The sequence below is a fragment of the Cupriavidus sp. C2SS-8b genome (genome assembly GCF_057073745.1).
This window is the reverse complement of the sequence record NZ_CP172716.1, coordinates 2,727,404-2,740,193: the sequence shown is the minus strand read 5'-3', so window position 1 is coordinate 2,740,193 and position 12,790 is coordinate 2,727,404. Positions and strand designations below refer to the sequence as shown.

The 12,790-nt window shown below is 67.8% G+C and carries 14 protein-coding genes and 1 pseudogene; 5 read left to right on the top strand and 10 right to left on the bottom strand.

Translation table 11 applies throughout. From position 1 onward, the window contains the following. Window positions 1-236: 236 nt before the first annotated feature. Both ACIGJB_RS12665 and ACIGJB_RS12660 read left to right on the top strand, forming a co-directional pair. Window positions 237-758 carry a hypothetical protein gene (locus ACIGJB_RS12665; RefSeq protein ID WP_483730144.1) on the top strand — a complete coding sequence of 174 codons (522 nt, stop codon included), beginning with the start codon at window positions 237-239 and terminating at the stop codon, window positions 756-758. Between the two features lie 22 nt (window positions 759-780). Next, complete coding sequence (locus ACIGJB_RS12660; protein WP_483710572.1) at window positions 781-930, top strand: hypothetical protein; 150 nt, start codon at window positions 781-783, stop codon at window positions 928-930. 44 nt (window positions 931-974) lie between these two features. Here the strand turns inward: ACIGJB_RS12660 and ACIGJB_RS12655 are convergent, their stop codons facing one another. The 10 genes and pseudogenes from ACIGJB_RS12655 to ACIGJB_RS12610 form a co-directional block, all read right to left on the bottom strand. Beyond that, complete coding sequence (locus ACIGJB_RS12655) at window positions 975-1,850, bottom strand: DUF72 domain-containing protein (protein ID WP_483730143.1); 876 nt, start codon at window positions 1,848-1,850, stop codon at window positions 975-977. A 31-nt stretch (window positions 1,851-1,881) separates the two neighbouring features. Beyond that, window positions 1,882-2,865 (bottom strand): chemotaxis protein CheB, encoded by a 984-nt coding sequence (locus tag ACIGJB_RS12650; RefSeq protein WP_483730142.1) that lies wholly within the window; start codon window positions 2,863-2,865, stop codon window positions 1,882-1,884. A 98-nt stretch (window positions 2,866-2,963) separates the two neighbouring features. Continuing rightward, window positions 2,964-3,743, bottom strand: coding sequence for a CinA family protein (locus tag ACIGJB_RS12645; protein WP_483730141.1), 780 nt, complete (start codon window positions 3,741-3,743; stop codon window positions 2,964-2,966). Between the two features lie 81 nt (window positions 3,744-3,824). Further along, on the bottom strand, window positions 3,825-4,049 hold the full coding sequence (locus tag ACIGJB_RS12640; RefSeq protein ID WP_483730140.1) for a DUF2188 domain-containing protein: 225 nt from the start codon (window positions 4,047-4,049) through the stop codon (window positions 3,825-3,827). A gap of 162 nt (window positions 4,050-4,211) precedes the next feature. After that, window positions 4,212-5,225, bottom strand: a complete 1,014-nt coding sequence (locus tag ACIGJB_RS12635) for an FUSC family protein (RefSeq protein WP_483730139.1) — start codon at window positions 5,223-5,225, stop codon at window positions 4,212-4,214. Window positions 5,226-5,381: 156 nt separating this feature from the next. Continuing rightward, window positions 5,382-5,663, bottom strand: coding sequence for a hypothetical protein (locus ACIGJB_RS12630; RefSeq protein ID WP_483730138.1), 282 nt, complete (start codon window positions 5,661-5,663; stop codon window positions 5,382-5,384). Window positions 5,664-5,816: 153 nt separating this feature from the next. After that, window positions 5,817-6,509, bottom strand: coding sequence for a DUF2076 domain-containing protein (locus ACIGJB_RS12625; RefSeq protein ID WP_483730137.1), 693 nt, complete (start codon window positions 6,507-6,509; stop codon window positions 5,817-5,819). Window positions 6,510-6,608: 99 nt separating this feature from the next. Continuing rightward, a complete protein-coding gene (locus ACIGJB_RS12620) occupies window positions 6,609-7,412 on the bottom strand; it encodes a sulfite exporter TauE/SafE family protein (protein WP_483730136.1) in 804 nt (267 codons plus the stop codon). A 6-nt stretch (window positions 7,413-7,418) separates the two neighbouring features. After that, window positions 7,419-8,630, bottom strand: a pseudogene (locus tag ACIGJB_RS12615) (NAD(P)/FAD-dependent oxidoreductase); the annotation flags it as partial. 163 nt (window positions 8,631-8,793) lie between these two features. Further along, a complete protein-coding gene (locus ACIGJB_RS12610) occupies window positions 8,794-9,687 on the bottom strand; it encodes an MBL fold metallo-hydrolase (protein WP_483730135.1) in 894 nt (297 codons plus the stop codon). A gap of 274 nt (window positions 9,688-9,961) precedes the next feature. On the opposite strand from ACIGJB_RS12610, the gene ACIGJB_RS12605 reads away from it, so the two are divergent. The 3 genes from ACIGJB_RS12605 to fdxA all read left to right on the top strand — a co-directional run bounded on the left by ACIGJB_RS12605 (window position 9,962) and on the right by fdxA (window position 12,785). Beyond that, window positions 9,962-11,278: a sigma-54 interaction domain-containing protein gene (locus ACIGJB_RS12605; RefSeq protein WP_483730134.1), complete on the top strand. Its 1,317-nt coding sequence runs from the start codon at window positions 9,962-9,964 to the stop codon at window positions 11,276-11,278. A 142-nt stretch (window positions 11,279-11,420) separates the two neighbouring features. Beyond that, window positions 11,421-12,344, top strand: a complete 924-nt coding sequence (gene ppk2, locus ACIGJB_RS12600; RefSeq protein ID WP_483730133.1) for a polyphosphate kinase 2 — start codon at window positions 11,421-11,423, stop codon at window positions 12,342-12,344. Between the two features lie 111 nt (window positions 12,345-12,455). After that, window positions 12,456-12,785, top strand: coding sequence for a ferredoxin FdxA (fdxA, locus tag ACIGJB_RS12595; protein WP_483730132.1), 330 nt, complete (start codon window positions 12,456-12,458; stop codon window positions 12,783-12,785). The last annotated feature ends 5 nt before the right edge of the window (window positions 12,786-12,790 follow it).

The window sequence follows — 12,790 nt, the reverse complement described above, 5'->3', positions numbered from 1 at the left end:
CCACAAGCGCCGCTGGCGACGCCGCAAGCAACTCCCGTACCCCTTTTCTTCAATGGCGGCGCAAGAACTACCGCCGGCTTGAAGATGGCCCGGCTGATCCCGGCCGATGAAGCCGGGCCGGGCCAAAAGGGGCCAATACGATATGCGATCACGTCATGCCGCCCGGCATGGTACGAACGTTGCTCGCAGAAGATCAGCGCCGTGTGGATCACGGTGGATCTCCTGGAGTCCGCACCATGCCTGAAGACAGAACAAGGTTGACCGACTACCGCTATGGTGGCCACAGCGCGGTGAGCGACGATCACGGCCACGCCGCGGCCGGCGACGTCAAGCCTGCCAGTCACGACAACGAGCCCGTGCAGCCCTATGTACCGTCGGGCCTCAACGAGCCGGCGGGCGTCGAGCGCTACGGCATGTATGGTGTCGCGCCGGCCAATGCGCCGGGGCCGACACCAGCCGGGCGCAGCGGATTGCCCGAACCGTTGCCGGGGCAGTTCGACGGGGACGGGGTGCGTACGGCCGTGCCGGCCAGCGAAGCGCGGCTGCGCGAACGATTGGAAATCGAGCTGGCCGGGATCATCGATCCCGGCATCGTCCAGGCCGAACTCCGCGACGGGGTATGGACATTGCGGGGCACGGTGCGCGACCTGGCCACAAAGCTGCGCGTCGAAGCAGTGGCCAGTGAATGCCTGCCGGACTGCGTGCTATGCAGCGAACTGCGCGTGGCCACAGAGCCCGCGGCCGGACGCGCGTCATGAAACGGCCGAGCGGAGCGCTGCCATGAGGCCGCATTTCGAGAAGTCACACCGTCTGTACCGCAAGACCGATCCGCATGGGCGCAGCCGATTCTATCTTTCACTGCTGGTCTTGCTGTGCGTCGTGGGGTTCGTCTACCTGCTGTTTGTCCTGTCGCCACGGCTCGCATGGTAGGCATGGCGGCGCAGCCAGGCCTTGCATCGCGGCAGGACTGGTCCTCAATGCCCGGTCCGATCGAGCCGCTCGCGCAGCCTGCGCGCGTCAAACGGTGCATTGACCTTCTTGTCGTTGTCGAAATAACAATACACGTCGCGCCGCGCGCGCGGCGCGGCAGCCTTGCCGATGCGCAACGCATCGACGGGCTCGCCGCCGGCGGCCCAGGCGTGAATGCGTTGCGTCCAGCGATCCAGCGCCTGGTCGGCATAGGCGCCGCTGTATAGCGCTTCGGCACCGTGCAGGCGGATGTAGACGAAGTCGCTGGTCACGTCCTCGGCATAAGGCCAGTCGGCGATCGCGTGCGATACCACCAGCGCTGCGCGGTGGCGGCGCAGCAGCGCGGGAAATTCCGCGGCACGGAAGCTGTCGTGCCGGATCTCCACGGCGTGGCGCAGCCGCTGGTTAGCCTGTGCGGCCAGCCACGGTGACTTCACGCGTCCGTCATGCTTGCGTGCCAGCGCGAGTGCCGCACTGGTGTCGCGTGGCAGCAGCGACAAGAAGCTCTCGAAGCGCTCGGGGTCAAACCGGAAGTTTGGTGGAAACTGCCACAGGAACGGGCCCAGCTTGCGTCGCAGCGCCAGCACGCCGGAGGCGAAGAAATTTGCCAATGCCGGCACGGCCGTCTCGTCGCGAAACCGCAGCCGGTGCGTGAGATAGCGCGGGCCCTTGACCGCAAACACGAAGTCATCGGGCACCGCGTCGTGCCATGCCTGCCAGCTTTCGATCGATTGCAGCGAATAGTGGGAGCCGTTGATCTCGATGCTCTGTACCTGGCGCGAGGCGTACTCGAGTTCGCGCCGCTGCGCGAGCCCCGGTGGATAAAACACGCCGCGCCACCCTGCGTAGCGCCAACCGGAGATGCCGACGCGTATCGTCATGGCCGCAGCGGCACCGCGGCGTACCCCGCGCTCATGTGGACATCGCCGTGTGCAGGATCTTCAGCAGCCGTTCGCATTGCTGGATGCGCGACTGCTCGAGCTGGTAGGCGTCATGGTTGCCGTCGGCCTTTGCCTGCGTCGCGCGGATCCGTGCGAGCGCCAGCGCTTCTTTCTGTGCGCGCAGCGCCGACCACATCGCCTGCTCGGCGGCCTTGTCCTCCGCCGTGGTCAAAGCCAGGCCACTGAAGGCATGGCCGGTATGACATCGGAAGCGCAGCGGATGCCCGTCGCGCAGCTGCCACATCGCTCCGCCACAGTCAGGACACGTGATCGTCGCGCGGGAAGCGATGCTGTCCAGCGCCTCATAGCCGCCGATTGGGGTATCCGCGGCAGCGGCCTCGGTTCGCAGTGCTTGCATGTCTTTCTCCCGCATGGTCTTGCGTTCGCCCCCGATGACGCCGCTCAGCATGGCGATGATTGTTTCGCCGAGCTCGCCGGGGCCCGCCGTGGCATCGGCGCCCGCCGCCTCCATGGCTGATCGCGGCATGGACGCCGCCTCGGATTCGTGTGGGTTCTGGATCAACGTGCGCCCGCCGAACGCCCGAACAAAGGCCAGCCCGGCGGCACCGTCGTCGAGATCGCCACTGAGAATCACGCCGAGCACGCGCGCGCCAAGCGCCACGGCCGCCGAGCGAAACAGCGGATCGATCGCGGGGCGGCTGAAGTTCTCCTTGGCACCGTGGGAAAGCTGGATCGTATCCTCCGTGATCATCATGTGGTGGTCAGGCGGTGCCACATAGATATGCCCGTGGTGCCAGGGATCGCCATGGTTTGGATACGAGGCGGGCAACTTGCCCCAGCGGCTCAGCAGCGATGGCAGTTCGGACTTGTGCTTGCCCACGTGCAGCACGACGAAGATGGCGGCGTCCAGTTTTGCGGGCAAGGACGTCACCACGTTCCGCAGTACGGCGAACGCACCGCGCGAACCCCCGATCGTGACGACATTTTTGTTCATTTCAGCTCCCGTGATACACCCTCCACGCATTCGCCATGCCATGGTGGCTGTCGCGGAGCCCGTCAACGTGCGGCGGCCCGAGCGCGATCTCGCCCGCTTTACTGGCTGGTCGCGTCTTCGTCGCCTTCGCCACCGTTGGCCTGGTTGGCCGTCTTGCGGGAGTCGACCGGTTTGCCGGGGTCCGGCAAGGGCATCGAGCCCGAGGTCTCGTCGTCGACCAGGCCGTTGCCTTCACCGGAGACCTTCACCTCGACGGTGTCCGGGGCTTGCGGGGATTGCGCAGTGTGGTCCGACGGATGCTTTTCAGGTGCTTGTCTGGTGGAAGTCATAGGTGGTGCCTCGATATCGGTAAGGATGGGCGCCGCTTCGGGCGGGGTGCCGGTAGAAGTTGCCAGCGCGTAGTAGTGCGGAATGCGCTGCAATGCCCATACGGCCGCCGCCGCGCGGATCTCGGTGCGGTTGCCGCGAAAGCGCCTGGTCTCGGTGAACGCATAGGGCAGGGCGGCGCGCGCCGGCAGGCGGATCAGCCACGCAAAGCACTGCGTGCCCGGCGGCGTGCCGTCCGGCGCGCCATCATCGGCCACGCCGGTATTGGCCACGGCGACGTTGGCCCGGCTGATCTTCAATACGCCCTGTGCCATGGCGAGCGACACTTCCTCGCTGGTCAGGCCGTGCCGTTCGATGAGCGTGTGGGTTACGCCGAGGATCCGCGTCTTGGCATCCGGCGAATAGGCCACGATGGCACACTGCAACGTGCCGCCGCAACCGGGCACATCGGCGATGTGCGAAGCGATGAGGCCGGCCGTGCATGACTCGGCCGTGGCAAGCCGCAATCCGCGCCGCTGCAGGAAGCGGGCGGTTTCCTCGATCGGGTCCATGGCTGGCTCCGCAGGGTTGTGCGCAACACTCGCAGCAAGCTCCACGCCAGAATCGCATCCCGACTGCATGCGCCGGGGACGTCAGCCCCGTATATGGCGCGGATCATGGCCAAACGAGCTGCGGCTGCGGATCTGGCCGTCCCTGCCATGGATGAACAGCTCGCTGCGACGCTCCCGGGCCATCTCGGTGGCGACCTCGATCGCATCTTCCTGCGTCGCGAACAGCTTCCGGTTGGCCGGGCTGCTGGCTTCCTCGACGGCCCAGCCTTGCTGCGCCGGCACGACATGCACGTCCATGGACTTCATTCCGGTACCTCCGGTTGTCCCGTTCACCTTGATTAATTCATCGGACGAGGCACCTGGGCAATCGGCGCGCGTCTGACAAGGGCGTAGGCGATTCGCGGACAAGCGCGTGCAGGTCCGATATGCGTATCGATGCGGCCGCGGCCGGGGCTCGTGTGCAGCGGGCTATCGCGTTCCGTAGGGAAAGCCGTGCTGCGCGCCCAGCCGGTCCAGGCGCGCGCGCATGCGGGCCAGGTCGGCGGCGAGCTGGCGCGCCATGAACGGGAGCGGGCCGGGTAGCGGGTCGGCCTGGGCAGCGGTTGATGACGAGGCCGGCGATGGCGCCTGCCCGCTCTCCAGCGCCTCGGCCATCGATAGCAGCGCGGGCTCGATGCCCGGGTCTTCGCCCTCGCGCAGGCCAGTCTCCTGTTCGATCGCGGCCATGAGTTCCAGCGCGCTGATGCAGACGCGCGCGGCGTGCTGGATCTCTTCAAACTCCGCGGCCGGCACGCCGGTCTCCTTGGCCACGGACGGAATCAGTCCGCGCAACGGGATCAGCCGCGTGCCGAGATCGAGCATGGCCGCGCGCTGTTCCGCGGCATCGGTGAAGCCGCCCTGCATCCTGCGGTGGACCGCCGCGCTCGCGCGCAGCAGCGCCGCCAGCCGGATGCGCCAGGCATAGGAGGCATAGGCCGGCAGCGCGAACGAAAACACCAGCGCGATCGCCGTGCCGATGAACACATCGACGGTGCGCCACAGCGCGTCATAGACATTCTGGTTGCCATGGCCGGCCGTGATCACCACGGTGATCGCCGCGAGCAGCGCGATGTAGCCGCCCTTGCCGATCGCGTGGTACGCGCAGTAGCCGCAGATCACGGCCATCAGCGCATAGGTGAGCAGCGGCAAGCCGACATACGACTGCTGCACGATCAGCGCCAGGCCTGCCAGCGCGCCGATCAGCGTGCCCAGGCCGCGCTCGGCCGCGCGGCGGCGGATATTGCCGTGGTGCTGCAGCCCGCCGATCACCACCAGAACGGTAATGGTGGCCCACTCGCCGTGCGGGATGTCGATGCCGGTGGTCAGCGCGATCGAAACCAGCAGCGCGAGTGCGACGCGAATCGCATGGAACTGCCTGGCTTGGCGGAAACGGCGGTTCGTAGCGAACAGCACATCGGTGGTCTTGCGCAGGAGATCGAGCATGGTCGCGGGGCGGCAGGGGGCGAATGCCCAGTGTACGTCACGCCGCGTGGCCGCAAGCCGCGCATTGCGTTGCCTGCGAGCGATGGCGCGATGGCGCTTCGCTACCGCGGCGAGTGCGGGCTGCTCAGGCCCTTAGGCCCTTAGGCCCTTAGGCCCCTAGGCCGTTATCCACGCCTGGTTGCGCCACGACACGATTTCACTGGGCGGCGCGGCACCGCCGGGCGCAACGCCCTTGCGGTAGGCGAGCGTGAACAGCACCAGCGAGGTCCGGCGCGACGAGTACCGGTCGCGCAGCGGCATGCCAGACCTTGCCGGCCAGCAGTGCGGCGGCAGCCGTCCGGCGCTTGCGTAGGCCAGGCCGCAATACCCCCATCCGGCCGAAGACAACTGCCACAGCCAGCGGAATCCTTCGGTCGGAGGGCGTATGCGTGCGCGCATGCAATGTCCTCGCCCTTGGCGAGCGCGAATGTGCGGTACGGGCAGGTCGCTTCGCGTGTGCGACGGGGCCTGCCTCGATCCGTCCTGCCAACATAGCATCTGGCGCTGGCCCAGGGGAAGCTTCCTGCCAGCGCGCGCTGCGCCGTGTGCGCTTTACGCCAGCGACGAATCGTCGTCGAAGAAGCCACCGTCGTCGAGTCCGCCGGACAGGCCGCCATCGTCCAGGAAGCCGTTTGCCGTGGACGTATTGCTGTTGCCCGACAAGCCCGCGTCGTTGTCGTAGTAGTTATTGACGATGGTCTCGGACGGTGCCTGGCCCGAGCCCGACTGGCCGAGGAAGCCGCTGCCGCTGTTGTGGTGGAACAGGTTCTCGATGCCCTGGAACAGGAACGCGCCGCCAGCCACACCGGCCGCGGTAGTGGCGATGCTGCCCAGCGCGCTGCCGAAGCCGCCGCCGAGGAAGCCCGGGCGCGATGCCTGGACCGGCGCGGCCTGCGGCATCGTTTGCGGCATTGCCTGCGGCACAGGCTGTTGCATGACTTGTGGCGCGGGTGCCATCTGCACGGGCGTGTTGCCCCATGCGTTCTGCGCGCTGATAAAGCCACCATTGCCCGCGTTGGCCTGCGCGGCGGCGAGCTGCCCTTGCAGCGATGCGACCTGCGCCTGCGCCGAGGCGAGCGCGTGGTCGAGCAGCATGGCGCGCTGGACCAGCAGGTAGGCCGCGTCAGGCTGCCGGGCCACGGCATCGGCAATGAGCTGCTGGGCCTGCGGGTCCTTGGCGTTGGCGCGGGCCTGCACAAGCTGAGTCAGAAAGGTTTCGAGTGCCTGCAGTTCCTGGGGGGCCATGAGTTTCTCCTGTCCGGGCGATCCGGTGCTTGGGTACGGGAGGAGTCTATGGGCTGAGACTTAAGCGAAACTTAAACGGGCCGTCCGATCATCAGGCCATCAGGCAACGCCCGCGATAACGCGCCACAGCATCAGCACGGCTGCCGCCATGCTTACCAATGCGAACAGGCGCTGCAGCCGTGCCGGCGGCGCCGCCGCCACGAAACGCCTGCCTGCCAGCATCGCCGCCACCGAGCCAAGCGCGAAGGGCAGGGCCATGCCCCAGTCCACGCGGCCGCGCGCGGTGGCCGCCGCGATGGCCCCCGCCGACACCAGCGCAATCACCGCCAGCGACGTGGCCAGGACGCTGCGCGCGGGCAAGTCGGTATAGCGGCGCAGCGCCGGCACGATGACAAAGCCGCCGCCCACGCCGAGCAGCCCGCTCAGCAAGCCGGACAGCGCCCCAATGGCGGCCAGCGCGCGTGCGCACGGACGCGTCCAGAGCAAGCGGCCACGCTGCGGCTGCAGCATGCACGGCGGTGGTTCCGTAGGCGCTGCCACCGTGCCCGCCTTGCGCAAGGTGCGCCAGGCATTCAGCCCGAGCACCAGCGCGAACGCCGCCATCAGCGGCGGATTGGGCAGCCATCCGGCCAGCGCCACGCCGAGCGGCGCCACGGCCATGCCTAGCACGCCGATCAGCGCCGCGGCGCGATAGCGCACGATGCCGTCGCGCAAGCCGAGTCCCGCGCCGACCGCGGCCGACATCCCCACGGCGATCAGTCCCATGGGCGCGGCCTGCGCGACGCCGAGATGCAGGCCGAACACCAGCATTGGCACGGCCAGGATGCCGCCGCCGGCGCCCGTGGCGGCCAGGATGGCGCCGATCACGCCGCCGAGCGCGGCGGTCAGGAGAGTGGCTTCCATCGCGGGCTACCCGACCACTGCCGGCCGCACCAGCCACTCCCGGCCCTTGAGCATGCCCTCCCAGTACAGCGATGGCAGGACGTTGGCCTTGAGCATCCACGCCGCGCGCGAAGGGCGCGTGCCATCGATGAACCAGCTCGGGAACGTCGGCTTGACCTTGCCGCCATAGACGAACTCGGCCAGAACGATCTTGCCGCGCTCGACCGTGAGCGGGCACGAGCCATAGCCGTCGTAGTGCGCCAGGCCTTGCGCGCGGCCCAGGCTGGCCAGCACGTTGTGCGCGACGATCGGCGCCTGCTTGCGCGCGGCGGCGGCGGTCTTGGCGTTGCTGGTGTTGGTCACGTCGCCGAGTGCCCAAATGTTGGCAAAGGCAGGGTGGCGCAGCGTGGCCGGGTCGACGCTGACCCAGCCGGCGGCATCCGCGAGCGGGCTGGCCTTGATAAAGCCGGGCGCGCTTTGCGGCGGCACGACGTGGATCATGTCGAAGTCTTCTTCGACGTCCTGCGTGGTGCCGTCGGCCAGCGTGCGCATGAAGCGCGCACGCCGGCGCGCACCGTCGATGGCGGTCAGCCGGTGTTGCAGGCGCAGGTCGATGCCGTATGCCTGCACGTACGACATCAGCGCCGGCACGTAATCCGCGACGCCGAACAGCGCTGCGCCGGCGTTGAGGAAGCTGACACGCGTGGCACCGAGCGTGCCCTGGCGCCGCCAGGCATCGCAGGCCAGGTACATGGCCTTCTGCGGCGCGCCGGCGCACTTGATCGGCATCGGCGGCTGCGTGAACAGCGCCTTGCCGCCGCGCAGCGCGCTGACGAGCTGCCACGTGTAGGGTGCCAGGTCGAAGCGGTAGTTCGAGGTCACGCCGTTGCGGCCCAGCGCCTGCGTGAGGCCCTCGATGCCGTCCCAGTCGAGTTGCAGGCCGGGGCATACGATCAGCTGCTCATAGCGGACGATGCGGCCGTCGTCGAGCCGCACCTCGTTGCGCTCCGGGTCGAACGCCGCCACCGCGGCGCGGATCCAGTGCGCCTGCGGCGGAATGCAGTCCGCCATTGGGCGCAAGGTGGTGGCGGCCTTGAAGACGCCGCCGCCCACCATCGTCCAGCCGGGCTGGTAGTAGTGGTGCTGCGCGGGGTCGATCAGTGCGATATCGAGCCCGGGCTCGCGCGCGAGCAGGCTGGCGGCCACGGCAATGCCGGCGGCACCTGCGCCGATGACGACCACTTGGTGCGTGCTGTCGATGACCTTGGCGGCCGGGGCTTGGCCGCCATGAATGACGGGGCGGGGATCTTGGGGGCGGGGATCCATGTGGGGGCGTTCCTTGAGGGTAAGTGCTGCCCGCCGCCGGCAGGCGGCGGAAGAGTGCGGCCGGGCCGCAGGGGCTTCAGACCGCGTTGAGCGGGATCTTCAGGTAGCGCACGCCGTTGTCCTCCGGCTCCGGCAGGTGGCCGGCGCGCATGTTGACCTGCACAGACGGCAGCATCAGCGCGGGCATGCCGAGCGTGGCATCGCGCTGCGTGCGCATGGCGACGAAATCGTCTTCGGTCACGCCATCGTGGACATGCAGGTTGGCGCGGCGCTGCTCGGCCACGGTGGTGCGGAAGCACAGTTCGCGGCCGCCGGGCTGGTAGTCATGGCACAGGTAGAGCCCGGTCTGCGGCGGCAGCGACAGGATGCGCTGGATCGAGCGGTACAGCGTGCGCGCGTCGCCGCCCGGAAAGTCGCAGCGGGCGGTGCCGTAGTCGGGCATGAACAGCGTGTCGCCGACAAAGGCGGCCTGCTGGCTGCCGTCGCTGACGAGATAGGTCAGGCAGGCCGGCGTATGGCCCGGCGTAGACATCACCGTGACCTCCAGCCCCCCGATGCGCAGGCCGTCGCCATCGGCCAGCAGGCGGTTGAACTGGCTGCCGTCGCGCGCAAACGCGGTGCCAGCGTTGAACATCGTGCCGAACACGTCCTGCACGGTCGTGATGTGGCTGCCGATGGCGGTCATGCCGCCCAGTTGCGCCTGCAGATACGGCGCGGCGGAAAGATGGTCGGCGTGGACATGGGTTTCGAGAATCCACGCGACCGTGGCGCCGAGAGCCTGTACGCGCGCGATCAGTTGATCGGCGCTGGCGGTGCTGGTGCGGCCGGCGCTGGCGTCATAGTCGAGCACGCTGTCGATGACGGCGCACTGGCGCGAGTCCTCGTCCAGCACGAGATAGCTGACGGTGCTGGTGCGAGGGTCGAAGAAGCCTTCTACGGCAAGGCGGGGGGCGGAGGGAGTAGCTGCCAAGGTTGTCTGCCAGTTGATGGTCTGGACAGGGAAGGATCAATTTCCGTGCCTGCTGCGCCGCTTGTGGCGCGGTCAGGGCGCGTTTCTCCAGGGAAATCAACGGGAAAGAGAGGTCAAGGCCGTTTTGGAATGCCGCTTCCAGCGTGTCCCTATGGCATACTCCTCTGCCATCTGGCAGTAACTGGCAGTCCATGGCAGTGGGCTGCCCACAATGATGGCGCCCCCCAAAACTATCCCTTCCGCGAGCGGCAACGCGCCGGCCCAGGCCGACGCGATGCGTCCGCTGATCGCCTTCCTCGAACATGAGGCGCAGCCGATGATCGTGCTCGATCCCGACTACAACATCGTCGCGGCCAATGCCGCCTACCAGCGGCAGTTCGCGCGCAACGGGACCCAGACCGTCGGCAGGAAGTGCTACCAGGTCTCGCACCAGTACGACGTGCCCTGCGACCGCGCCGGCGAGCACTGCCCGATGCAGAAGGCGCGCGAGACGCTGGGCAGCGACCGCATCCTGCACGTTCACCACACGCCGCGCGGCCCCGAGCATGTCGATGTCGAGCTGCGGCCCATCGTGGGCACCGACGGCAGCATCGTCGCCTTTGTCGAACGACTCGATACCGTCAGGAGCGCGTCCGCGCGCGTCAGCGAGGGCGGGCTGGTCGGACGCTCGCCCGCGTTCAACGCGGTGCTCGAACAATTGCATCGCGTAGCGCCGTCCGCGCTGCCCGTGCTGCTGCAAGGGGAGTCCGGCACCGGCAAGGAGATGTTCGCGCGCGCCCTGCATGACGCCAGCGACCGCGCCTCCGGTCCCTTCGTGGTGGTGGATTGCTCGGGCTTGTCCGAGACGTTGTTCGAGAGCGAGCTGTTCGGCTATGAAAAGGGCGCGTTCACCGGCGCGCAGTCGCGCAAGCCCGGGCTGGTCGAAACCGCGCAGCATGGCACGCTGTTCCTCGACGAGATCGGCGACGTGCCGCTGGCCATGCAGGTCAAGCTGCTGCGGCTGATCGAGTCGCGCACGTTCCGCCGCGTGGGCGGGCTGGAAACGCACGCGGCCGACTTCCGCCTGGTGGCGGCCACGCACAAGCCGCTGCAGGAAATGGTGGCGCAGGGCACATTCCGGCAGGACCTGCTGTATCGCATCAACGCGTTTCCGATCCACCTGCCGGCCTTGCGCGAGCGGTGGCAGGACATCCCGCTGCTGGCGCAGGCGCTGCTGCGGCGCGCGCTGCCGGTGGACCGTACCTTGCGTATCGACGACGATGCCGCGGCACGGCTGAGCGCGCACGCGTGGCCGGGCAATATCCGCGAACTGCGCAACGTGCTGGAGCGCGCCATGCTGTTCGCCGATGACGGGGTGATCCGCGCGCGCGATTTGCCGCCCGAACTGTTGCAGGGCCGTGCCACGCCGGTACGCGCGGATTCGCCGGGCGAGACCGCATGGCAAAGCCACGGCCGTGCGCGCTGGCCCGACAATGCGACGCTGCGCACGCTGGCGCTGGAATTCCCGGGCACGCGCAAGGCGCTGGCGGCACACCTGGGATGCAGCGAACGCACGCTGTACCGGCGGCTGCGGGCGCTGGGGCTGGATTGAATCGCGTGGTGCGTCGCGAGAGGGAAGCAACCAGCCGTTGCGCAGTCCTTCACCTGATTGCCATACTGCAGCACTAGCATCGCCACCCGAAGGGCCTGTGCCAGGCCCTGGCCGAAACGGGACCAAGCATGGGGAGCATGTCATGACCAACCACGAAGAAGCGCTGATCCGGCGCATCCACCGCGAGGTGGCGGACCAATACGACGAAGAGCTCGAACTCGAACTGGAAGATCGTGAATTCGTGATGGGCCCGGACGGCCAGGCCATGCTGGCCGAGGATGGGCCCGATGAACGGGCGCACCGCCAGCGCTACTTTCACGAACTGTTCCGACTGCAGGGCGAACTGGTCAAGCTGCAGAGCTGGGTAGTCAGCAGCGGGCACAAGGTGGTGGTGCTGTTCGAAGGCCGCGACGCGGCGGGCAAGGGCGGCGTGATCAAGCGCATCTCGCAGCGCCTGAATCCGCGCGTGTGCCGTGTGGCCGCGCTGCCTGCACCCAACGATCGCGAGCGCACGCAGTGGTATTTCCAGCGCTATGTGTCGCACCTGCCCGCGGCCGGCGAGATTGTGCTGTTCGACCGCAGCTGGTACAACCGCGCCGGCGTCGAACGCGTCATGGGCTTCTGCACCGACGACCAGTACGAAGAGTTCTTCCGCTCCGTGCCCGAATTCGAGCGCATGCTGGTGCGCTCGGGCATCCAGGTCATCAAGTACTGGTTCTCGATCTCCGACGACGAGCAGCACCTGCGTTTCCTGAGCCGCATCCACGATCCGCTGAAGCAGTGGAAGCTCAGCCCGATGGACCTGGAGTCGCGCCGCCGCTGGGAAGACTACACGCGCGCCAAGGAGATCATGCTGGAGCGCACGCACATCGCAGAAGCGCCGTGGTGGGTAGTGCAGGCCGTGGACAAGAAGCGCGCGCGGCTCAATTGCATCCATCACCTGCTGCAGCAGGTGCCTTATACGGATGTCGACCAGGAGGCCGTGGTGCTGCCCAAGCGCGAGCGGCATGCCGACTATGTGCGCATGCCGGTGCCGCAGGACATGATCGTGCCGGAGATCTACTGACCGGGTCCGCCACGGTTCAGGCATTTTGAACGAGTCGGACAGTGCATGGCGGCCCGCCGCCAGCGGTGGCGCGCTAGCATCAACGGGTTTGCTGTCCGCTGTTCGCCCCCAATGACCTTTGTCGTGACGGATGCCTGCATCCAGTGCCGCCACACCGATTGCGTGGAAGTCTGCCCCATGTCGTGCTTCCACGAAGGGCCCAACTTCCTGGCCATCGATCCCGACCAGTGCATCGATTGCTCGATGTGCGTACCGCTGTGCCCGGTCGGCGCGATCTATTCCGAGCATGACCTGCCCGAGGACCAGCGCCATTTCGTGGCCCTCAACGCTGAACTGGCGCACCGCGCGGACTGGCCGCCGCTGCTGAAGGCCAAGGGGCCGCTGCCCGATCATGCGGACTGGGCCGGCCATCCGGACCGACTGTCGCTGCTGGTCAGGTAAGCCGC